Here is a 22,463-nt window from a genome sequence, read left to right on the forward strand (position 1 = left end):
GGGCGGCGTGAGGAAGAACGCGATACCGTTTACCGGCCCGCTTTTAATTTCTGGTAATACTCTTCGTAGAGGCGGCTGGCGTCACCGACATCGTTCTGCCACTCACCTTTGCTGATGGTTTCGGCATCGGGATAGAGCGATTTATCGTTAGCCACTTCAGGCTTCAGCAGCTTGCGTGCGGCGAGGTTTGGCGTCGGGTAGCCAATCGTCTCGGCAACCTGTTTCGCCACGTCCGGGCGCAGCAGGAAGTTAATCAGCTTGTGCGCCCCTTCAGCGTTTTTCGCGTTGGCGGGGATCGCAAGGCTGTCCATCCAGAAGATCCCGCCTTCTTTCGGCCAGACCACCTCAAGCGGCGTACCGGCCTGGCGGGCGACATACGCGGAGCCGTTCCACACCATCCCCAGGTTCACTTCGCCTTCCATATACGGATTTGCCGGGTTATCAGAGTTGAACGCCGCCACGTTAGGCATCAGCTTTTTCAGCTCGTTATACGCCGCTTCAATCTCTTTCGGATCCGTCGTGTTGCCCGAGTAGCCCAGCTTGCGCAGCGCGACCTGGAACACTTCACGCGCGTCGTCGGTTAACAGCAGGCTACCCTTGTACTCTGGTTTCCAGAGATCGGCCCAGCTTGTCACCGTTTTTGGATCGACGGCCTCGCTGTTCACGCCGATCGCGGTTGCCCCCCAGATATACGGAATGGAGTAGTCGTTATTCGGGTCGAACGGCTTGTTGAGCATCTCCGGATCGAGGTTTGCAAAATTGGTTAGCTTCGTTTTGTCGATCTTCTGGATCATGCCCTCTTTGCGCATTTTGTCGACAAAGTAGGTGGAAGGCACGACCAGATCGTACGCGCCGTCTTTGTAGGTTTTCAGCTTGGCGTACATGGTTTCATTCGACTCGTAGGTCGAGTAGATAACCTTGATGCCCGTTTCCTTTGTGAACTGTTCCAGCAGGCCCGGCGGCACGTATTCGGTCCAGTTGTAGAAGTAGAGCGTTTTGCTGTCATCAGCGTGCGCGGCACCCATGCCAAGCACCAGCGCCGCAGCGGCGAGCATTTTTTTCATTTCATTGTCCCCTGAGATTTTGTTTTATCACGAGCAATAACCTGGCTGGCAATCACCAGAACCAGCGAAAACACCAGCAGAATGGTCGCCAGCGCGTTCACCTCCGGTGAGACGCCGACTTTCACCATTGAATAGATCTTCAACGGCAGAATTTCATAGCTCGGACCGGTGACGAAGGAGGACACGACCACGTCATCCATCGACAGGGTGAAGCTAAGTAGCCATCCGGCCGCCACGGCGGGCATCGCCAGAGGCAGGATGATTTTGCGCAGGATGATCATCTCGCTGGCACCCAGATCTTTCGCCGCCTCCAGCATGCGCACGTCGAACCCTTTCAGGCGCGCGAAAACGGTCACCACCACAAACGGCAGGCAGAAGGTGATGTGCGAGAACAGCAGCGACCAGAAGCCAAGCTGTACGCCCAGCAGCATAAACAGCACCAGCAGCGAAATGGCCATCACGATGTCCGGCGACATCATCACCACAAACAGCATGCCGCTGACGAACGGTTTGCCGCGAAAGCGATAGCGGTAGAGCGCCACGGCGGTGAGCGAGCCAATCAGCGTCGCGAAGGTGGCGGAGAAGATCGCCATCGTCAGCGAGTGCTGCGCGGCCTGCAGCAGGCTATCGTTGTTCATCAGCAGGCTGTACCAGTTGGTGGTAAAGCCCTGCCAGTTAATCCCGAAGCGTGAGCTGTTAAACGAGTTCACGATCAAAATAACGATCGGGATATAGAGATAGGCATAAATGGCGGTCATAAAACCGCCGCGAAGCAGTCGACCGATCATTCGAGTTCCACCTTTTTATTCAGCAAGCGTGAGGCGCGCCAGTAGACCAGCAGCATCAGGCCCATGATCACCGTCAGCGTAATGCTCGTCGCGGATCCGAACGGCCAGTCGCGAATGTTGAGGAACTGGCTCTTGATCACGTTACCGATCAGCAGGTTTTTCGCGCCGCCCATTAGATCCGACACGTAGAACAACCCCATCGCCGGGAGCATTACCAGCAGACAGCCCGCGATAATGCCGGGCATGGTCAGCGGGATAATAATGCGGATGAAGGTCTGCAGCTTATTAGCGCCCAGATCTTTTGCCGCCTCCAGCAGCGGTTTATCCAGCTTCTCGATGCTGGAGTAGAGCGGCATCACCATAAACGGCAGCAGGATATAGACCAGGCCGACAATCACCGCGCTCGGGGTAAACATGATGCGGATCGGCGTATCAATCACTCCCAGCCACAGCAGAAATTCATTGAGATAGCCTTTTGTGCTAAGGAAGATCTTCAGCCCGTAGATGCGGATTAACGAGTTGGTCCAGAAGGGAACAATCAGTAAAAACAGCAGCAGGGGCCGCACCTTTTGCGGCAGGCCCGCGAGGAACCATGCGAAAGGATATCCCAGCACCAGACAGGCAAGGGTGGCAATCAGCGCCATGTTGAGCGAGTGCAGCAGCACGTCTAAATAGAGCGGATCGAGCAGGCGCGCGTAGTTGTCCAGCGTAAAGACCAGCGAAACGAAGCTAGCGTCGTCGCGGGTCAGAAAGCTGGTGGCAACGATCATCAGGTTGGGCAAAAAGACAAACAGCACAAGCCAACCGACGATCGTGGCGATCACCACATTCTGGAATTTACTTGTGTTCTTCATCAGCCAGCACAACCTCCCAGCTTTCAACCCAGTTGATAACCATTTTCTGGTCGAGAGAGTGGTCGAAGTCAGGATCGTCTTCGTTAAAGAATTCGCTGACCATCACCATTTTGCCGTTCTCCAGCTCGACAACGGACTCCAGCGTCATCCCTTTGTAGTTGCGCTCGCGGATATAGCCAATCAACCCTTCGGCCTCGGTATTGCCGTGAATTTCATCGACGCGCAGATCTTCCGGGCGCAGCAGAACGTTGAGTTTTTGTCCCTTTTCGACGGGGAAAGTCACCGTGATATTGCACTCGCGTCCTTCAACGCTGGCGCGCACGCGCTGGTCGTCCAGACGCTCAATGACCGTGGCGTCGAAGATATTGATCTCGCCAATGAAGCTGGCGACAAACAGATTCTTCGGCTCTTCGTAGATTTCGCGCGGCGTGCCGTCCTGCTCGATTTTGCCGTCGCGCATCACCACGATGCGGTCGGACATGGTCAGGGCTTCTTCCTGATCGTGGGTGACGAAGACAAAGGTAATGCCGAGCTTGCGCTGCAGGGCTTTGAGCTCGTTCTGCATCTGCTTGCGCAGCTTGTAATCCAGCGCGGAGAGGGATTCATCCAGCAGGAGCAGGCGCGGCTTATTGACCACGGCGCGGGCGATGGCCACGCGCTGCTGCTGGCCGCCGGAAAGCTGATGGGGTTTACGCTGGGCAAACGTCTCAAGCTGCACCATGCGCAGGGCGTCGGTGACGCGCGGTTCGATCTCATTCGCCGGCGTTTTTTGCATCCGCAGGCCAAACGCCACGTTTTCAAACACGGTCATGTGCGGGAACAGGGCGTAGCTCTGAAAGACGGTATTGACGTGGCGATCTTCGGCAGGAACTTGGGTGATGTCCTGGTTTTCAAGATGGATATGGCCGTTATCGACGCTTTCCAGCCCGGCGATAAGGCGCAGTACGGTTGTTTTGCCGCAGCCCGAGGGGCCAAGCAGCGTCAGAAACTCACCGTCATTGATGGTCAGAGTGAGGTCGGAAATAACGTCTTTACCATCAAAACTTTTACGAATTCGTTCCAGTTGCACCAGCGGTGAACGTGAACGGGATTGTGTATTCAATTTTTGCGCTGTCCCATATAGACGCCTCAGGCAGCAGACTGAAGCGGGGTTTGTGTGTAACCACCTTGGTGACTCGTAATGAGGGCGGACATTCTACGGCAATCCCCTGCGAACGCCAAACCTTGTCACTGATTCATAAGCTACATTTACTAACGCATAACCATATAAACGGAAAATATTCTCGTTTGCGGGATAAAAGTGACCTGACGCAATATTTGCGTTTTGATGCTTATTGATAATGTTGTCACAAAAAGTGAGGGTGACTGCATGGATAAATTACTTGAGCGTTTTTTACAGTACGTTTCGCTGGATACCCAATCTAAGCCGGGTGTTCGCCAGGTGCCCAGCACCGAAGGCCAGTGGAAGTTGTTAAACCTGCTTAAAGAGCAGCTTGACGCCATGGGGCTGGTCAACGTCACGTTAAGCGAAAAAGGCACTGTGATGGCAACGCTGCCGGCGAATGTCCAGGGTGATATTCCGGCGATTGGCTTTATCTCCCATGTCGACACCTCTCCGGATTTTAGTGGTAAACATGTGAACCCGCAGATTGTGGAAAACTACCGCGGCGGCGATATTGCGCTGGGCATTGGTGACGAAGTGCTCTCGCCGGTGATGTTCCCGGTACTGCATCAGCTGCTGGGCCAGACGCTGATCACCACCGACGGTAAAACGCTGCTGGGGGCGGATGACAAGGCGGGTATCGCGGAAATTATGACCGCGCTGGCGGTGCTGAAGGGCAAAAACATCCCGCACGGGGATATCCGCGTGGCCTTTACGCCGGACGAAGAGGTGGGAAAGGGCGCAAAACATTTCGACGTGGAAGCCTTTAACGCGCAATGGGCCTATACCGTCGACGGCGGCGGCGTCGGTGAACTGGAGTATGAAAACTTCAATGCCGCGTCTGTTACCATCAAAATTGTCGGCAACAACGTTCATCCCGGCTCGGCGAAAGGCGTCATGGTGAACGCGCTGTCGCTGGCGTCGCGAATTCATGCAGAAGTCCCGGCGGAAGAGAGCCCTGAACAGACCGAAGGGTATGAAGGTTTCTATCACCTGACCAGCATCAAAGGCACCGTAGATAGCGCGCAGATGCACTACATCATCCGCGATTTCGACCGCAAAGCCTTTGAGGCGCGCAAGCGCAAGATGATGGAGATCGCGAAGAAGGTCGGTAAAGGGTTACACCCTGATTGCTATATTGAGCTGATCATTGAAGACAGCTATTACAACATGCGCGAGAAGGTGATGGCGCATCCGCATATTCTCGATATCGCCCAGCAGGCGATGCGCGACTGCGATATTGAACCGCAGCTGAAGCCGATTCGCGGCGGCACCGACGGTTCTCAGCTGTCGTTTATGGGGCTGCCGTGCCCGAACCTGTTTACCGGTGGCTACAACTACCATGGCAAGCATGAGTTTGTGACGCTGGAAGGGATGGAAAAAGCGGTGAAGGTGATAGTACGGATAGCGGAGTTGACCGCGAAGCGGTAAGAAAAAGCCCGGTGGCGCTACGCTTACCGAGCCTACGATCGGAATGTAGGCCGGGTAAGGCGAAGCCGCCACCCGGCAAATATCACGACTCAGTCCTCAAAGAACCAGTAACCGCTGTTGACCAGCGCGGCCAGCATCGCGAGGAAGGAAGGATCTTCCAGCGCATCGCCAAAGGTGTCGGCAGTGAGCACCAGATGGCTGGCAATGGCTTCCAGCGCCGGACGGTGCGGAGAGTCCAGCTTCTCGCCGTTGACGAATACCTCTTCACCAATGCGCAGCACGCGCAACCCGCCCAGACGCGTCAGCTTATCGCCCTGCTGAAGCGCATCATAAATCTCGTCAGCCTGATACGGCGGCTCCGGCGGCGCAACGTCCAGCTCATGACGAGACTGACTGATAAACTCACCAAACCACTGTTTGAAGTGCTCCGGCTCGTTGATCAAATCCAGCATCATGCCGCGCAGCTTATCGAGTTCTTCTGGCAGAATATCCGCCGGATGCTCGCGCGCAGGCACATCAGGATCGCTGTAACGATAGCTGCCCAGCTCGCGCTGCAGAACATAGTCGGCAAATCCGCTGATCATCTCGCGGCCGCTCGGCGCGCGGAACCCCACGGAGTAGTTGAGTGAGTTTTCCAGGGAGTAGCCTTCGTGAGGGAATCCCGGCGGGATGTAGAGAATATCACCCGGCTCCAGCTCTTCGTCGAGAATCCCTTCAAACGGGTCAACCTGAAGCAGGTCAGGATGCGGGCAGTGCTGCTTCATCGGCACTTTTTCGCCCACGCGCCAGCGGCGGCGGCCCGTCCCCTGAATGATGAACACGTCGTACTGGTCCAGATGCGGACCTACGCCGCCGCCAGGCACGGAGAAGGAGATCATCAGATCGTCCATGCGCCAGTCGGGCAGGACGCGGAACGGGCGCATTAAGGCGGCAGTCGGCTCGTGCCAGTGGTTGACCGCCTGTACCAGCAGCGACCAGTTGTTTTCACCGAGGTGATCGTAGCTTTCGAAAGGACCGTGGCTAACCTGCCATTTCCCGTCCTGGTGGCTGACCAGACGGCTGTCGACTTCGTTTTCCATGGCCAGACCTGCCAGCTCGTCAGGCGAGATAGGGTCGACAAAATTGCTGAATCCGCGTTTCAGAACCACCGGGCGTTTTTGCCAGTAACGTTCAATAAACTCGGGCCAGTTAAGCGTTAAGTGATAATCCATAATTTTTTTATTCCGCAGGCTCTTACTGACTCGGATTATAACGGAAGCTCAGCCCCCCGGCTGCGAGATCCTCGCATTTTTCACATAACGGGTTAACTATCGTTCAATGTGGGCTGCTGGCGACCAAAAATAACCTCCATTCTGGCGCCGCCCAGCAGGCTTTCACTGGTTTCTATTTTACCGTCGTACTGGTCGACAATCTCACGGGCGACAGCTAATCCTACGCCCTGGCCAGGACGTAGCGTATCGGCGCGCTGACCGCGATCGAACACCACGTCACGCTTATTGCGCGGGATGCCCGGACCATCATCCTCAACGATGATATGCAGTTCGGTTTCCGTCTGACGCGCTGACACTTCCACGAACTCCAGACAGTATTTGCAGGCGTTATCCAGCAGGTTACCCATCACCTCCATGAAATCATTTTTTTCACCCACAAAGCTTATCTCTGGCGAGATATCGAGGCTGATGTTCACCCCTTTACGCTGATACACCTTGTTGAGGGCGGACGTGAGGTTATCCAGAAGCGGGGCTACCGGGTGCAGCTCGCGGCTCAGAAGCGCGCTGCCGGAACGCATGCTGGCGCGGTGCAGGTAATAGCCAATTTGCTGGGAAATACGGCTGATCTGCTCCAGCATCACCGGCTCGGCATCATCGACGCTCAGCTTCGAACTGCGCATTGAACGCAGGGTACTTTGCATGACGGCCAGCGGAGTTTTCAGGCTGTGGGTCAGGTCGGTAAGGGTGGTACGGTATTTATCGTAGCGTTCGCGTTCACTTTTCAGTAGGCGGTTGAGGTTACGCACCAGGCTGGTGAGCTCACGGGTGGTTTCCGGGTTCAGCTTCTCGCGATGATGTTCTTCCAGCTCACGAACCTCTTTCGCCAGTGACTCAATGGGGCGCAAGCTCCACCACGCCGCTACCCACAGCAGCGGGATCACCAGCAGGAGATTCGCAGCCAGAACGTAGATGAACCAGCTCCAGACCATATAAGAACGCTTCAGCTCGACCGGAATGGTGTCGATCACCACAATGGTCAGCTGCGGCATGTTCAGCGTCGCCGGATAGAGGTTAATCGCGACGGAGTGCGTCATCTCCGTCTCGGCGTTGTCGGCGCGGATCTCGTTCAGCTTTTGCTGCAGGGAGCGATCTTCATGGATCAGCGAGCTGGTGGTGTTGAGATCGGCTTCAATTTCGTGAAATCCGTTGGTTTTGAGCCATTCCGGACGAATGCTTTTGACCAGCCAGGGAATATCACGCTGCGCCCACAGTAATTTCCCCTTTTCGTTATAAATCAGGGCCAGCGTCGGGCTCTGCTGGTTGAGGTTTTCCGGCATTTCGACGGTAATTTGATTGTTTTCCCACTTCGCCAGGGTATAAAACAGATTGCTTTCGCCACGTAACAGCCGAAAGGTGGTTTTATCAAAGCTGACGCTGTAGCCTACCAGGGCGACCATGCCGTAGGAGAGCGACAGCACCAGCACGACGGCGGCTGTTGCCAGTAAGAAACGAACCCGCAGCGAGAGGGGCAGTATGTGGCGTAAAATCCCTCTCATTTAGCGTAATTCGAACAGGTAGCCCTGGCCACGGACGGTGGTAATCACATCCTGCGCATACTGCGCCTGAATTTTCTTACGCAAGCGTCCCATCAGCACGTCAATGGTATGGCTCTCGCGCAGTTCAGCATCAGGATAAAGCTGGAGCATCAAGGAATCTTTGCTCACCACTTTGCCATTGTTACGGATCAGCGTTTCCATGATGGTGTATTCGAAGGCGGTGAGCTTAATCACTTCATCATTGATCGCTAATTCCCGGCGGGAGAGATCGACCTGGAAAGGCGGGATGGAAATAACCTGTGAAGCCAGCCCGCTGTTGCGGCGTAACAGCGCCTGCATACGCGCCGCCACCTCTTCAATATGAAACGGCTTGGTGACGTAATCGTCTGCACCCGCGCTGAGCACTTCGACCTTATCCTGCCAGCCTTCACGGGCTGTCAGAACCAGAACCGGCAGGGAGACATCGTGGCTGCGCCAGCGGCGAATTAACGACAGACCGTCTTCGTCAGGCAACCCTAAATCGACAATGGCGATATCCGGCAGGTGTTCATTGAGATAATAATCGGCTTCTTTTGCATCTTCAGCATCGTCCACCTGATGTCCCATCTCCTGAAGCTGAACCTTCAGGTGATGGCGTAGTAATGCGTTATCCTCAACAACCAGTACGCGCATCATCTCTTCTCCCTAAATAATTGGTATGAATAGTTTAACGCTGATTATGTTGTTGTGGGGATAAACATTGAGTAAACCGGGGAAAAGCATCCCCCTTTTCGGGCGAAAAGGGGGAGAGGGGCGTTACTTCAGCTCGTCGACCATGGTGATGGCGCGGCCAATGTAGTTCGCCGGGGTCATCGCCTTCAGGCGCGTTTTCTCTTCTTCCGGCAGCGCCAGACCGTCGATAAACTGCTTCATGCCTTCGGCGTCAACGCGTTTTCCGCGGGTCAGCTCTTTCAGCTTCTCGTACGGTTTTTCGATACCGTAACGGCGCATCACGGTCTGGATTGGCTCCGCCAGCACTTCCCAGTTGTGGTCCAGCTCGTCCAGCAGACGGTCACGGTTCACTTCCAGTTTGCTCACGCCTTTCAGGGTGGACTGATACGCGATCAGCGCGTAGCCAATGCCCACGCCCAGGTTACGCAGTACGGTGGAGTCGGTCAGGTCGCGCTGCCAGCGGGATACCGGCAGTTTGCTTGCCATATGCTGCAGCACGGCGTTCGCCAGGCCCAGGTTGCCTTCGGAGTTTTCGAAGTCGATTGGGTTAACTTTGTGCGGCATGGTGGAAGAGCCGATTTCACCGGCGATGGTTTTCTGCTTGAAGTGGTTCAGGGCGATGTAGCCCCACACGTCACGATCGAAGTCGATCAGGATGGTGTTGAAGCGCGCGATGCAGTCAAACAGTTCGGCGATATAGTCGTGCGGCTCAATCTGCGTGGTGTACGGGTTCCACTGAATGCCCAGAGAGGTCACGAACTCTTCGCTGAACTGGTGCCAGTCCACTTCCGGGTAAGCGGCGATGTGGGCGTTATAGTTACCGACCGCGCCGTTGATTTTGCCGAGGATCTCAATCTGTTCCAGCTGACGGTACTGGCGCTCCATACGGTACGCGACGTTCGCCATCTCTTTACCCATCGTGGATGGGGTGGCTGGCTGGCCGTGGGTACGGGAGAGCAGCGGAATGTCGCGGTATTCCACGGACAGCGCTTTTACCGCGTCGATGATTTTACGCCAGTAAGGCAGCACCACTTCTTTGCGCGCGGTGGAGAGCATCAGCGCGTGAGACAGGTTATTGATGTCTTCAGAGGTACAGGCGAAGTGAATGAACTCAGACACGGCGTGCAGCGCAGGGACGCTTTCCACTTTCTCTTTTAGGAAGTACTCAACCGCTTTCACATCGTGGTTGGTGGTGCGTTCGATGGTTTTAATCCGCGCGGCGTCTTGTTCGCTAAACTCGGCAACGATTTTATCAAGGTAATCGTTTGCCTTTTCGTCAAAAGCAGGAACTTCCTTGATTGCTGCCTGGGCGGCCAGCTTCTGCAGCCAGCGTACTTCAACCTGAACACGGAACTTCAGCAAACCATATTCGCTGAAGATCCCGCGCAGCGCGCTGACTTTATCGCCGTAGCGTCCATCGACAGGGGATACGGCCGTCAGTGAGGATAATTCCATAATTCGCAACTCCGGGAGGTTAACAATGAGCAAGAATTTGTTTTGCCTGAGTGGTCAGGCGATTACGAGAAAACATTAACTGCAGGCGGCCACCGCCCACCTGGTGCCACAGCACGGCGGCGCGGATCCCTGCCAGCAGGGACGCGCGCACTTTTGCCTGTACCTGCGGACTTTGCAGCACGGCAGGGGATCCGGTGACCTGAATACGCGGCCCCAGCGGGCTGATGACGTCAACATAAATGCCGGCCATAGCGCTCAGCAGCGTTTCCGACTGCAGGTCAAAATGATCGAGCTGACGCTGCAGCCCGGCAATGCGATCGCCCAGCGTATTCATTGCACCTTTTGCGGCGTTCAGCTTACGCTCCAGCACCATCAGGCTCAACGTGTAGCGGGTCAGCTCCGCGTTTAATCCCTGACGGCTGCTGGCGTTAAGCACGCCCAGCAGAGTTTCAAGACCGAGACGAAGATTGGTTTCACTGCCGCCGAACACGCCCAGGGTCGAGCCGGGGTTGAGATCGATAACGCTGTTCAGCGAAACGTGCAGGGCGTCAGCGTCGCAATGACCCTGATGCGCCAGCTGTTGCACCAGACGGGCTGACTGGCAAATTCCCGCCAGCGCCAGGGTGATGTCATAGTAGTTCTTCGCCACACGGTCTCCTTTAGGTGTGAATCGTATTAAACAGCAGGCAGCGGCAGGCGCTGTTCAATGATCCCGCCGCCCAGACAGATTTCGCCGCTGTAGAAGACAGCAGACTGGCCCGGGGTGACGGCCGCGACCGGCTCGTCGAAACGCACGTCAATGCGATCGTCATCGAGCGCGGTAATGGTGCAAGGAATATCGGTCTGACGGTAGCGGGTTTTCACCGTGCAGCGCAGCGTGCCTTTCAGCGGCTCACGATCGACCCAGTGCAGCTGCTGCGCGATAAGGCCAACGGACATCAGACGCGGATGATCGTGGCCCTGGGCAACAACCAGAATATTGTTTTCGACGTCTTTGTCGACAACATACCATGGATCTTCGCTACCTTCTTTGGTCCCGCCAATACCCAGGCCTTTACGCTGGCCGAGCGTGTGGTACATCAGCCCCTGATGCTGGCCAATCTCTTCCCCGTCGACGGTGACAATTTTACCCGGCTGTGCAGGCAGGTAACGTCCCAGGAAATCGCGGAATTTGCGCTCGCCGATGAAGCAGATGCCGGTAGAGTCTTTTTTCTTCGCGGTGATCAGGTCCAGCTCTTCGGCGATTTTACGCACCTGCGGCTTTTCCAGCTCGCCGACCGGGAACAGGCTCTGGGCGATTTGCTCGTGGCTCAGCGTATAGAGGAAGTAGCTTTGATCTTTGTTGCCGTCCAGACCGCGCAGCAGCTGGCTTTTGCCATTCACGTCTGCACGGCGCACGTAGTGACCGGTCGCAATATAGTCTGCGCCCAAATCTTCTGCGGCGAATTCCAGGAAGGCCTTAAATTTGATCTCTTTGTTGCACAGAATATCCGGGTTCGGCGTGCGGCCCGCTTTGTACTCTTCGAGGAAGAGTTCAAAAACGTTATCCCAGTATTCTGCGGCAAAGTTAACGGTGTGCAGCTCAATGCCGAGCTTATCGCATACGGCCTGCGCGTCGGCGAGATCCGCTGCGGCGGTGCAGTATTCCTCGCCATCATCTTCCTCCCAGTTCTTCATGAACAGGCCCTCCACCTTATAGCCCTGTTGCTGTAACAGGTAGGCGGAAACGGAGGAATCGACACCGCCGGACATGCCGACGATCACTTTTTTCTGGCTGTTATCTGACATGGAATACTCACGACATTGAACTTCAAGGCGGCGTATTCTATCACGCCCCCCCACCATTGGCACCCTCTGTAAACGGCCAGTTAAATGCGCCGATAACATCCAGCGGCAGGCGTGCGCCTGACTGCCAGCAGCGAATGCTTTCCGCAACCAGCGGCGAGCGCAGGTTTGGCGCGTTCAGGATCTCGTCGGCAGTGACCCACAGACAGCGGTCGATATCGTCATCCTGCGGCTCTGTGGCGCACGTTTCGCTAAGCTCAACGGCGAATAAAAAGCGCAGGAAGGGCGTGTGGTCAGGTGCGATCCACTGATGCATGCGGATGAGGTGCTGAGGCTCAGCGTGAATGCCGGTCTCTTCCCACAGCTCGCGTTTCGCTGCCTGCAGCAGGGTTTCATTGGCTTCAAGGTGTCCGGCAGGCTGGTTCCACAGCGCTTTGCCGTTAATGCTCTCTTCGACAACAAGGAATTTACCCCGGGCGTGGACCACGCAGGCAACCGTGACATGAGGTTTAAACATAGTGACTCCTTAAGGGGTAACGTCGCGCCATTCGCCGTTTGCCAGCGTTTCCAGGGTGTAGCTGCCCATGGCGTAGCGAATCAGACGCAGGGTAGGGAAGCCGACGTGTGCGGTCATGCGCCGAACCTGGCGGTTGCGGCCTTCATAAAGGGTTATTTTGAGCCAGCTTGTTGGAATGGATTTGCGTTCGCGAATCGGCGGGTTGCGCGGCCACAGCCACTCCGGTTCATTCACGCGTTCAATACCCGCCGGCAGGGTTGGGCCGTCGTTCAACGTCACGCCGCTGCGTAGCGCTGCCAGCGTCGCGTCATCCGGCTCGCCTTCCACCTGGACGAAGTAAATTTTGCCGGTGCGTTTGCCCGGCTGCGTGAGCTTCGCCTGCAACGCGCCGTCGTTGGTTAAGACCAGAAGGCCTTCGCTGTCGCGGTCCAGGCGCCCGGCCGCGTAGACGCCCTGAACAGGGATATAATCCTTCAGCGTGCTGCGTCCGGCTTCATCGGTAAACTGAGGCAAAACATCGTAGGGTTTATTGAACAAAATAACCCGCTTCGGCTGGGTTTCCTGCGGTCTTCTGGCGGCTTGTCGCGAGCTGAATCGCTCAACCCGGTGTTTTGTAAAAGAAGTTTTCTTCATGGTATTTTCAGGCGTTATCAATTGCCGCATTATAGCCTAATAACGAAGACCTTTCATGGCGCAGGACAATCAGGTACTATCGAAGGGCTCATTACAATTTATTAACATAAGATCAGTAACAACCAGAAGCGCTCGAAGGAGAGGTTAATGGAAAGCAAAGTAGTTGTTCCGGCGGAAGGTAAAAAGATCACCCTGCAAAACGGCAAGATTAACGTTCCTCACAATCCGATTATCCCGTTCATCGAAGGTGACGGTATCGGTGTAGACGTTACCCCGGCGATGCTGAAAGTGGTTGATGCCGCTGTTGAGAAAGCCTACAAAGGCGAGCGTAAAATTTCCTGGATGGAAATTTACACCGGTGAGAAATCGACGCAAGTTTATGGCCAGGACGTCTGGCTGCCAGCAGAAACGCTGGATCTGATCCGCGACTACCGCGTTGCTATTAAAGGCCCACTGACGACGCCAGTTGGCGGCGGTATCCGTTCCCTGAACGTGGCACTGCGTCAGGAGCTGGACCTGTACGTGTGTCTGCGTCCGGTTCGTTACTATCAGGGCACCCCAAGCCCGGTTAAGCACCCTGAACTGACCGATATGGTTATCTTCCGCGAAAACTCAGAAGACATCTACGCGGGTATCGAATGGAAAGCGGACTCTGCTGACGCAGAAAAAGTGATTAAATTCCTGCGCGAAGAGATGGGCGTGAAGAAAATTCGCTTCCCTGAGCATTGCGGTATCGGCATCAAGCCATGCTCTGAAGAGGGTACTAAACGTCTGGTGCGTGCGGCCATCGAATACGCGATCACCAACGACCGTGACTCTGTGACCCTGGTTCACAAAGGCAACATCATGAAGTTCACCGAAGGCGCGTTCAAAGACTGGGGTTACCAGTTGGCGAAAGAAGAGTTCGGTGGTGAGCTGATCGACGGTGGCCCATGGCAGAAAATTAAGAACCCGAACACCGGCAAAGAGATCATCATTAAAGATGTGATCGCCGATGCGTTCCTGCAGCAGATCCTGCTGCGTCCTGCAGAATACGACGTAATTGCCTGTATGAACCTGAACGGTGACTACATCTCTGACGCCCTGGCAGCTCAGGTTGGCGGTATCGGTATCGCCCCTGGCGCGAACATCGGTGACGAGTGCGCTCTGTTCGAAGCGACCCACGGCACTGCACCAAAATACGCGGGTCAGGACAAAGTGAACCCAGGCTCTATCATCCTGTCCGCAGAGATGATGCTGCGTCATATGGAATGGTTCGAAGCCGCAGACCTGATCGTTAAAGGTATGGAAGGCGCGATCAACGCGAAAACCGTAACTTACGATTTCGAACGTCTGATGGAAGGCGCTAAGCTGCTGAAATGTTCAGAGTTTGGCGACGCGATTATCGCGAACATGTAATCCAGATTCTGGGTTAAACAAGAGCGGGGGCCTGAGGGTTCCCGTTTTTTTTGCCTCTGCCTGCGGGAGACAACACGATGTTAGCCACCGTCCTTATCGCTGTCGTTGCATTCATCCATCTTTACATTCTTGTGCTGGAAATGTTCCTGTGGGATACGAAAACAGGGCACAAGGCCTTTAATCTGCGTCCTGATTTTGCGCGCGACACCCGCGTGCTGGCCGCGAATCAGGGGCTGTATAACGGTTTTCTGGCTGCCGGTCTGCTCTGGAGCCTCTGGCTCGGCGAAAAGGGGATTCAGGTAGCCATCTTCTTCCTGACCTGTGTACTGATCGCCGGGCTCTTTGGCGCAGCCACCGCCAGCCGAAAAATTTTGTATGTACAGGCCGCGCCCGCTCTCGCAGCGCTGCTTGCGTTACTCATCTGAAGCAATGCTTTGGTTGAGATTAGGCGTCCGATATACTGATGGCTTTACCCGTAAAGATTAGCGACGAGACAGTTATGAACAACGATATCCCACTGAAATATTATGACATTGCCGATGAGTACGCGACGGAAGCCGCTGAGCAGGTCGCTGAGTCAGAGCGCGACGCGCTGGCACATTATTTCCAGCTGCTGCTCACCCGTTTATCGAATAATGAGGAGATTAGCGAGGAAGCTCAGCAGGAGATGGCCACTGAGGCCGGGATCCGTGCGGGTCGCATCGATGATATTGCGAACTTCCTCAATCAGTGGGGAAATGAATAGTCTGCTTCAAAAGCCGTTATGCTGATGCTTGGCGATACAGCTCAGCATCACGCTATCGGACCACATGCATTTTTTCCGCAGAATATGCGACGCGGGGGCGTCTATAAACAGCCCGAAAATAACGGTAAGACAAAAGAGTACCACTGGTAATAGTAAGGATAATTTCACGTTTTTAACCAAAATATGAGTGTGCTTCAGGGTAATCTACCGTCTGAATGTGACGACTATATGTTTTTGCGTAAAAAATAGAAATGCCCGACTGGAAAAAAACGGACGCGCAAGGCTTCGGATTACGGTGCGACCCCGGTGAGTCGCTTCGCCAACTCGCTTCGGGTGAGTGCTTTTGAAAAATACCATCCCTGAATCAACGCATCAGGATATCGGCTTGCAATAAACCGATATTGAATTTCATTTTCCACGCCCTCGAAAACAAGCGTTTTATTCAATCTTGCAAGGGCATCGCTGAAGATTACAAAGATGTTTTGCTTATAATGCTCGCTGATGCCGTCCACCAGCGACTTATCGATTTTGATTTCATCATATTCAAGCAGCGACAGGCGGGCGAGATTCGAGTTTTGCACGCCAAAATCATCTATTGATATTTTAACGCCGAGCGATTTCAGCTCCTGACAGAATCCCTCGAGGATATCTGCCGTGGAAACGGCTTTTTCGGAGAGTTCGACCTTCATCAGGGAAAGGGGAAGGTGGTTGGCAAAACACGCACGGCGCAAAATGGTAATGAACTGTCCATCTTCAATTTCCTTGTGCCCAACGTTTATTGAGACTATCAGCTGGTGTTTTATCGCCAGAGGGGCAATTTCGGAAAGGGATTTTTCGATAATATTACTGTAATATTTTTTATACAGACCGATCTTCTTAATTAATGGGATAAACAGCTCCGGAGAGACGTCCCCGTGCTTTTGATCGCGCCATCTCGACAGAACTTCGACGCCCACGATTTTTTGATCGTGAATGCGAATAATGGGCTGATAGTTAACGCTGATGGTATTCGTGATGACGGCTTTTATCAGCGTACGTTCCAGAGAAAAACGGTCTTCATAGATACGGAAGATAAATAACGTTATCGCAGTCCAGATAAAACAGAGAATGACCGCGAGAAGCGCAAAGATAAATGGAGGTAACGAGGCCAGCCCGGCGTCGTGATGCTTCACGATGACGCACAGGTCCCAGAAGGCGCTGCACTGTGTCAGAGTCAGGGTAAACAACGTCGAATGCAGCCAGCTCTGCTGATTTAGCTCCGTGGCGGCCGAAAAAAAGACTCTTCCGAAATCTTTGGTGGTAGCACTGAGCGAATAGCTTGCGGTGACCGGTGTGAATTTATCGTAAGCATAGCGGGAGGTGAAGATAATAATATTATTATAAATTGCCGCATTGCCCGTGAAAAAGTCTTTTCTCGAAAACTGGGCCAGGAGAAAGCCCCTCGGCGTTTTATGCAGTTCTGCAGGAAGTGCAACGGGCGTCGCGAGTTTTCCCCAAAAAGCGGTACAGACAATTTTCCCCTTCTCAATAAAGCCGATATCGGCAAAATAAAGATTATTAAGCTTAATTTGTCTGTAGCGATCGAGGCTGGTTTTATCACATCCCTGCGTCGTGATGCTTTTGAGACCCAGCGCCACGCTTTGGGATACGTCTTCTGAATAATGTAAAAGGGTACGGGATATTTCACGCTGTTTGCTCTTCTGCTGACCAATGATTACAGCATTGACCGCATAAAGAGACAGGAAAACCAGAAGCGTCGAAACGATAGCAACGGCAATGAGCTTTTTCATTTTCCAGTTATCCAGTCCGCTCCCTGATTTCACAAATCTTAACACAGCCAGGGCAAGGAACAAGCCTGATAGTCACGTCATGTGAGTAAATGACGGCAGGTGAAGTCATACGAAAGTATCAGTTTTTTAAGACAATTCTCAGCTAAGCTATTTTCATTGTTATAAGCAATACCGGGTTAGCACAGGCTCTTCAACCAGAACACCCATGCTTGATTTTTCTATTAAGGAAAACATCGTGCGCAACGTGATGATCCCTATTCTTAGCGCTCTGTTTCTTTTTCTGAGCGGCATTTTGATTATTAACTGGCAGCTATGGCAGATGGAGAAGCTGAGTAATAGTCATACCGCCACGGCCAGCACCCAAAAAATAGAAAACATTCTGGCTGAAGCAGTCAGTGCGGCCAGCACGGCGAAGCGCGTTGCGGCCGAAGGGTGTACCAGTAGCGGACAGCTGGCGCTGGGGACAGAGGCAGCGCTAAAACCGCATCTGCGCGCCATCATGATTGAGCAGCAGGGTAAAATCATCTGTACTTCCCTTCCCGGGAATGGCGTGTTGATTATTCATCCTGAGACGTTACCTGCCGAAAAATTGCTGCTGTTACCGGGCAGTCGACTGGTGAACGGCATTCCGGTGCTTGTCTTTCAAATGCCCATCGCGGGAGGGCGCGTCATCGTCAGCATCAGTGACGCGCATTTGCAGGACGTCATTGCAAGCGCATCGAACAGCATGGATCTGGGGCTGGTTGTCGGCGAAAGCATGCTTGTTCGCAACGGTGCCGTGAGGGGCTGGAAAGCGGCCTCCTGGGCGGGAGCGCTTACGGCATCAACGCAATTTCCCTTCAGTCTCGCCTGGCAACCTCCTGCCTTTTTCAGCCTGACGCGGCTTTTGCAACAGGGATGGAGCCTGATACTGCTTATTCTTGCGCTATCGGTGGCGGTGGGTATTTTGATCCGCCGATACAAGGGGAAAAGTACCTCATTTGAAGACGACTTACGTAAGGCCATTTTGCAGGGGGAGATCGTGCCATATTACCAGCCGATCGTGAACGGCGATACCGGCGGGTTATATGGCGTTGAGGTCCTGGCAAGATGGAAGCATCCAAAGTCAGGCTTTATCCCGCCGGATGTCTTTATTCCGATTGCCGAACGTAGCGGGTTGATTATACCGCTGACCAAAGGGTTAATGGCAAAAGTGGTGACCCAGCTTAAGCCGCTGTTGCCTAAGCTACCGGACGGGTTTCATATCGGGGTAAACATCAGCGCCAGACATATTAATGCGCCTTCATTTATCGGTGACTGTCGCGTCTTCGGGAAGGGGTTTCAGGGTAAAGAGGTGAAACTGGTTCTCGAGGTGACCGAGCGTGAACCGCTGATCGATAATCCCCACCTCGTGGAAAACCTTAACATGCTGCATAACGCCGGCTTTGTTATTGCCCTGGATGATTTTGGTACGGGTTATTCCGGGCTGTCATGCCTTAATGCGCTGGCCATTGATTATATTAAAATTGATAAAAGCTTTGTAAACCGGGTTTCAGAGGAAAAGGACTCAACGATCCTGCTGGACTGCGTCATTGACCTGGCGAAAAAACTCTCTTTACGCATTGTTGCTGAAGGCGTAGAAACAAAAGAGCAACTGGAGTATCTCAACCGTAATGAGATAACCCTGTTACAGGGATATTATTTTGGTAAGCCCGTCTCCTATATCGATTTTATTAAAGTCATTTTATCTAAACCCAGGGAGACCGTTAGTTTGTAACACGAAATAAAGACGAGCTTCTGTTGCATGCTTAAGTGCAATTCATTTTCCTCTTATCCCGAGCTTTGTTACAGTGACAAGAGTTGTCAGCCAGGGATGTCAGGCGTGATAAGGTGGAAAAGCTCGTGCATGTGAAAAATACTTTTTACACAACAACCATTACCGTCATCATTGTCTCATTGATCATCTCGCTGTCGCTTGCCGTCCAAATTGCCACGTCCAGACAGCAGTCAATTCAGCAAATTAATACCAGCGTTGCTAACCTGAGCCATACCCTTGATGTCTACACCGAGGGGATCATGCGCCAAAGCGAAATGTTAATTACTACCGTTTCCGACATAATCGAAATTTATGGCATGACGCCGCAACAGGCGACCAATATTCAGCGGATGATAAATGATCAGGATAATCTTCTTACCCAGATTAATAATGTGGTTGTTTACGACGCTCAGGGCGATATCTTTACCGCGTTGCACGAAACTTTTACAGGCCCACGCAAAGGATCGGACAGGTCATTTTTTATCTATCACAAGGAAAATAAAAATCAGCAGATTTTTATTGGTGAGCCCGTGGTAAGCAGAACCAATGGCAAATGGGTCATTACCATTAGTCGTCGCCTTGAAACCCACACCGGGGCATTTAACGGTGTCGTGGTGGTGACGCTGGGTATCGAGAATTTTCTCGCGCTTTACGGGCAGATTAATATTGGTCACCTGGGCGTCATTGGCTTAACGACGCAATCCGGCGTGCTGCTGGTCCGTCACCCCTTTAAAAATACCTACGTCGGCACGATTTTTTCTGATTCACCCCTCTTCAGGAAATACCTAAAGGTACAAAATACCGGGATAGCCAGTTCCGTTTCGCGGTTTGATAAAATCGAACGCATTTACGCCTATGAAAAAAACCGACGCTACGGGCTGGTGACCACCGTGGCCGTCAGCATTGATGAAGCCCTCGCACCGTGGCGCAAGCAGGCCATTCAGCTGGCGCTACTCATTTTCGTTTTCACTGCGATACTTATCGTCGCGTCGTACTTCCTGTATTCCGACTTATCCAGAAAAACCAGAGATAATAAGGCGCTGAAGATTATCGCTTCCGAGGATGCGTTGACCGGGCTGTATAACCGCCGCATTTTTGATGAAAGAATCCTCTCGGAAATCGCGACTTGTGCCGCGCATGACGCAGCGATTTCGATACTGATTGTGGACGTGGACTACTTCAAAAAATACAACGATAACTACGGCCATCCGGAAGGGGACCGTTGTCTGGCGCTGCTGGGAAACAGTCTCAGGGAGAGCCTTACCCGTGATAATCAGATTGTGGCGCGCTACGGCGGAGAGGAATTTGCGCTGATATTGCCGGATACGGATATTCAGGATGCGCTCCGACTGGCGCAGACGATTATTCGCAACGTGTTTTCCCTGCAAATCGCGCATGCTTTTAGCCCCTTCGGACGGGTAACGGTCAGCGTCGGGATTTCTACCGCACGTGCCGTCGACATCGCTGGCAGCCAGCAAAATATCATTATTGCCGCTGACCAGGCGCTCTATCAGGCAAAGCGCGCGGGACGTAACCGTTACGCATTTGTTGGGGTATGAGCAGAAAAAAAAGCCCACTCAGGAGTGGGCAAGAAATACTGGAAGCAATGTGAGCAATGTCGTACTGAATACCTGAGTGTTTCGCTCAACTATTCAGTGTTGAGAAAGATAATCTTTCTCAACAAAAGATGCAACCCCACAGTTTATGTGGCACGCTCTTTTTGTTGATGAATAATTACTCCCTCTCTCATTGTGATGCCTGTCACAAATTTCCTTTCTGAAATCCTGTGCTATTCTTTTTTGTGTCGTTGATTTAATGACAAAAACCATACAGAGAGGAAAGTTATGGGAATTTTATCCTGGATTATCTTTGGGCTTATTGCGGGTATTCTGGCGAAGTGGATCATGCCGGGCAAAGATGGCGGTGGGTTTATCGTCACCGTAATACTGGGTATTGTCGGCGCAGTAGTCGGCGGCTGGATCAGTACGCTGTTCGGTTTTGGCAAAGTCGATGGCTTTAACTTCGGCAGCTTTGCCGTCGCGGTGATTGGTGCGCTGGTTGTTCTGTTTATCTACAGAAAAATCAAAAGCTAAGGCTTAAAAGCGTTAAAAAAGGCTGCCAGATGGCGGCCTTTTTTACGTGGCGGGTTTACCACCAGCCAAGCTGCGCGCCGGCAAACGCCGCGATGGCTACGATCAGCATAATGAGGGTCGTTTTTCTCATTTATGCCCCAGGCGCCGCGTAACCACCGACAAAAAACCATGCTAAAAAAATCACCGCCGTTATAAAAATAACGACCGGGAAGAGGATCCCTATTCTCATACCATCACCTGTTTCGGTTTCTATAACGCCGTAGAGTGTACGGGGTTAATCCATAGTGAGAAAGCGTGTTTTGCTTTTTCCTTTCTTATCCTGATACATCGCGACATCCGCGTCGCGTAATGCGCTGTCCGGATCGGTTACCCGAGGGTTCACTTCGATAACGCCGACGCTGGCCCCGGGGTAAATGAGGTTGACGCTACCCAGCCAGTATTCACCGGCAATACAGGCGCTGAGGCGCGTTTTGAGCAGCGTGACCTGCGCGTTATCTCCTTCGCTGTGGGATGTACTCAATGACGCGACCAGAAATTCATCCCCGCCCAGACGACCGATAATATCGTCCTGCTGTTTCTCTTCGGTCAAACGCTTGCCCACTTCTATCAGGAACTGGTCGCCAGCTTCGTGGCCGTAACGATCGTTAATCAGCTTGAAATCATCCAGATCGATAAACGCGATGACGGTGTTACGCTTAAGGTGCCGCGCCAGGGAAAACAGCGTGGTCAGATCTTCAAAAATGGCGCGACGGTTTGGTAAACCGGTAAGGGCATCCGTGTAAGAGTGCGCGATGAGGGCCGCATTGGCTTCGCGAAGCTGGGTTACCAGCGACTCTTTCTGAATGGACTGGGCAATCAGTCCGGCGAATAACTTCAGAACCTGTTCACCGCGCTCGCTTAGCGGCTTTCTGGCCGTGCTGGTGGCGCAGAGCGTTCCGTAAAGTGAACCATCCGCAAGATGGACAGGAATACTCATGTAGGTCGTAATGCCGAGCGCTTTCGCCGCCTCGCACTCCGGCCAGCGTTCGGGAACGTCGTTGCTGAATACGGTGTCGCTATCCAGCGCGCGCTTACACAGCGTTTCATCCCAAGGGACGCTCAGCCCCTCAGGGATTGTCATCTGCTTGCTGTTGCGGGCGTAGAGGATATGCTGCAGTCGGGCTTCGATATCTACCTTGGTGAGGTAAGTCGACTCCATGTCAGTCACGATCTCCAGCATCTCCAGCAGCTGACGAACGAGACCTTCAAGGGATTGTTCAGTGGCGAGGGTTTCTGAAACACGGGCAAGGATAATATCCGACATGACGTAGAATGACTCCCAGGCAGAAGACGTCTGCATCTGCATGTTATGCTGAGTTTTTAGACTTCAGGCATAGTAAAACATGAATATAAAAAATTTAATATATGCAGGGAGGGGGCCGCAGGATAGAAAAAAGGCCCCGTTGTTGAGACCGGGGCAAAGACATCTTGATTAC

Annotated in this window: 22 protein-coding genes; 7 read left to right on the forward strand and 15 right to left on the reverse strand. The window is 53.2% G+C overall.

Annotation, left to right across the window (positions count from 1 at the left end):
* Positions 1 to 29: 29 nt before the first annotated feature.
* From potD to potA, 4 genes are read right to left on the reverse strand one after another with little or no spacing between them, the layout of a single operon-like run.
* Positions 30 to 1,064 carry a spermidine/putrescine ABC transporter substrate-binding protein PotD gene (gene potD / locus INF68_RS05315; protein ID WP_023311175.1) on the reverse strand — a complete coding sequence of 345 codons (1,035 nt, stop codon included), beginning with the start codon at positions 1,062 to 1,064 and terminating at the stop codon, positions 30 to 32.
* Positions 1,061 to 1,852 carry a spermidine/putrescine ABC transporter permease PotC gene (gene potC, locus INF68_RS05320; RefSeq protein ID WP_023311176.1) on the reverse strand — a complete coding sequence of 264 codons (792 nt, stop codon included), beginning with the start codon at positions 1,850 to 1,852 and terminating at the stop codon, positions 1,061 to 1,063. Before potC ends, potD begins: the two co-directional genes overlap by 4 nt.
* Entirely contained in the window at positions 1,849 to 2,706 is an 858-nt protein-coding gene (gene potB, locus INF68_RS05325; RefSeq protein WP_096151223.1) for a spermidine/putrescine ABC transporter permease PotB, read from the reverse strand. The genes potC and potB overlap by 4 nt, the downstream gene beginning before the upstream one ends.
* Positions 2,690 to 3,838 carry a spermidine/putrescine ABC transporter ATP-binding protein PotA gene (gene potA / locus INF68_RS05330; RefSeq protein WP_170864495.1) on the reverse strand — a complete coding sequence of 383 codons (1,149 nt, stop codon included), beginning with the start codon at positions 3,836 to 3,838 and terminating at the stop codon, positions 2,690 to 2,692. Before potA ends, potB begins: the two co-directional genes overlap by 17 nt.
* Positions 3,839 to 4,075: 237 nt before the next feature.
* Between potA and pepT the strand changes: the two genes are divergently transcribed.
* Positions 4,076 to 5,299, forward strand: coding sequence for a peptidase T (gene pepT / locus INF68_RS05335; protein WP_032665021.1), 1,224 nt, complete (start codon positions 4,076 to 4,078; stop codon positions 5,297 to 5,299).
* A gap of 89 nt (positions 5,300 to 5,388) precedes the next feature.
* On the opposite strand, the gene INF68_RS05340 is transcribed toward pepT, so the two are convergent.
* The 8 genes from INF68_RS05340 to rluE form a co-directional block, all read right to left on the reverse strand.
* Positions 5,389 to 6,510 carry a cupin domain-containing protein gene (locus INF68_RS05340; RefSeq protein ID WP_109844452.1) on the reverse strand — a complete coding sequence of 374 codons (1,122 nt, stop codon included), beginning with the start codon at positions 6,508 to 6,510 and terminating at the stop codon, positions 5,389 to 5,391.
* Between the two features lie 92 nt (positions 6,511 to 6,602).
* Positions 6,603 to 8,066 carry a two-component system sensor histidine kinase PhoQ gene (phoQ, locus tag INF68_RS05345; protein ID WP_023311181.1) on the reverse strand — a complete coding sequence of 488 codons (1,464 nt, stop codon included), beginning with the start codon at positions 8,064 to 8,066 and terminating at the stop codon, positions 6,603 to 6,605.
* Positions 8,067 to 8,738 (reverse strand): two-component system response regulator PhoP, encoded by a 672-nt coding sequence (gene phoP, locus INF68_RS05350; protein ID WP_126786235.1) that lies wholly within the window; start codon positions 8,736 to 8,738, stop codon positions 8,067 to 8,069.
* Between the two features lie 123 nt (positions 8,739 to 8,861).
* Positions 8,862 to 10,232, reverse strand: coding sequence for an adenylosuccinate lyase (purB, locus tag INF68_RS05355; protein WP_044596802.1), 1,371 nt, complete (start codon positions 10,230 to 10,232; stop codon positions 8,862 to 8,864).
* Positions 10,233 to 10,251: 19 nt separating this feature from the next.
* On the reverse strand, positions 10,252 to 10,881 hold the full coding sequence (hflD, locus tag INF68_RS05360) for a high frequency lysogenization protein HflD (protein ID WP_023311236.1): 630 nt from the start codon (positions 10,879 to 10,881) through the stop codon (positions 10,252 to 10,254).
* A gap of 26 nt (positions 10,882 to 10,907) precedes the next feature.
* Complete coding sequence (gene mnmA, locus INF68_RS05365) at positions 10,908 to 12,020, reverse strand: tRNA 2-thiouridine(34) synthase MnmA (RefSeq protein ID WP_032657963.1); 1,113 nt, start codon at positions 12,018 to 12,020, stop codon at positions 10,908 to 10,910.
* Positions 12,021 to 12,060: 40 nt separating this feature from the next.
* On the reverse strand, positions 12,061 to 12,534 hold the full coding sequence (locus INF68_RS05370; RefSeq protein ID WP_045358066.1) for an NUDIX hydrolase: 474 nt from the start codon (positions 12,532 to 12,534) through the stop codon (positions 12,061 to 12,063).
* 9 nt (positions 12,535 to 12,543) lie between these two features.
* Positions 12,544 to 13,197, reverse strand: coding sequence for a 23S rRNA pseudouridine(2457) synthase RluE (gene rluE / locus INF68_RS05375; RefSeq protein WP_023311239.1), 654 nt, complete (start codon positions 13,195 to 13,197; stop codon positions 12,544 to 12,546).
* Positions 13,198 to 13,314: 117 nt separating this feature from the next.
* On the opposite strand from rluE, the gene icd reads away from it, so the two are divergent.
* From icd to INF68_RS05390, 3 genes are all read left to right on the forward strand, one after another.
* Positions 13,315 to 14,565, forward strand: a complete 1,251-nt coding sequence (gene icd, locus INF68_RS05380) for an NADP-dependent isocitrate dehydrogenase (protein WP_008500752.1) — start codon at positions 13,315 to 13,317, stop codon at positions 14,563 to 14,565.
* Between the two features lie 77 nt (positions 14,566 to 14,642).
* Positions 14,643 to 14,990: a DUF1304 domain-containing protein gene (locus INF68_RS05385; protein ID WP_029739846.1), complete on the forward strand. Its 348-nt coding sequence runs from the start codon at positions 14,643 to 14,645 to the stop codon at positions 14,988 to 14,990.
* A 74-nt stretch (positions 14,991 to 15,064) separates the two neighbouring features.
* A complete protein-coding gene (locus INF68_RS05390; protein WP_063440335.1) occupies positions 15,065 to 15,310 on the forward strand; it encodes a DUF2543 family protein in 246 nt (81 codons plus the stop codon).
* Between the two features lie 290 nt (positions 15,311 to 15,600).
* Here INF68_RS05390 and INF68_RS05395 read toward each other — a convergent pair whose 3' ends face one another.
* Complete coding sequence (locus tag INF68_RS05395) at positions 15,601 to 17,100, reverse strand: cyclic diguanylate phosphodiesterase (protein WP_126786203.1); 1,500 nt, start codon at positions 17,098 to 17,100, stop codon at positions 15,601 to 15,603.
* Between the two features lie 205 nt (positions 17,101 to 17,305).
* Here INF68_RS05395 and INF68_RS05400 point away from each other — a divergent pair, with 205 nt between their 5' ends.
* The 3 genes from INF68_RS05400 (at position 17,306) to INF68_RS05410 (ending at position 20,988) form a co-directional block, all read left to right on the forward strand.
* Positions 17,306 to 18,856, forward strand: a complete 1,551-nt coding sequence (locus INF68_RS05400; protein ID WP_227412798.1) for a cyclic diguanylate phosphodiesterase — start codon at positions 17,306 to 17,308, stop codon at positions 18,854 to 18,856.
* Between the two features lie 113 nt (positions 18,857 to 18,969).
* Entirely contained in the window at positions 18,970 to 20,454 is a 1,485-nt protein-coding gene (locus tag INF68_RS05405; protein WP_370552422.1) for a diguanylate cyclase, read from the forward strand.
* A 285-nt stretch (positions 20,455 to 20,739) separates the two neighbouring features.
* Positions 20,740 to 20,988, forward strand: coding sequence for a GlsB/YeaQ/YmgE family stress response membrane protein (locus INF68_RS05410; protein ID WP_008500746.1), 249 nt, complete (start codon positions 20,740 to 20,742; stop codon positions 20,986 to 20,988).
* Positions 20,989 to 21,118: 130 nt separating this feature from the next.
* Here the strand turns inward: INF68_RS05410 and INF68_RS05415 are convergent, their stop codons facing one another.
* Entirely contained in the window at positions 21,119 to 21,217 is a 99-nt protein-coding gene (locus INF68_RS05415) for a YoaK family small membrane protein (protein ID WP_029739841.1), read from the reverse strand.
* Between the two features lie 45 nt (positions 21,218 to 21,262).
* Positions 21,263 to 22,291: a sensor domain-containing diguanylate cyclase gene (locus INF68_RS05420; protein ID WP_126786232.1), complete on the reverse strand. Its 1,029-nt coding sequence runs from the start codon at positions 22,289 to 22,291 to the stop codon at positions 21,263 to 21,265.
* Positions 22,292 to 22,463 lie beyond the last annotated feature (172 nt).

Origin of the sequence: Enterobacter cloacae complex sp. P16RS2 (assembly GCF_014982155.1) — a bacterium.
In the GTDB taxonomy this organism is placed as follows: domain Bacteria; phylum Pseudomonadota; class Gammaproteobacteria; order Enterobacterales; family Enterobacteriaceae; genus Enterobacter; species Enterobacter cloacae_M.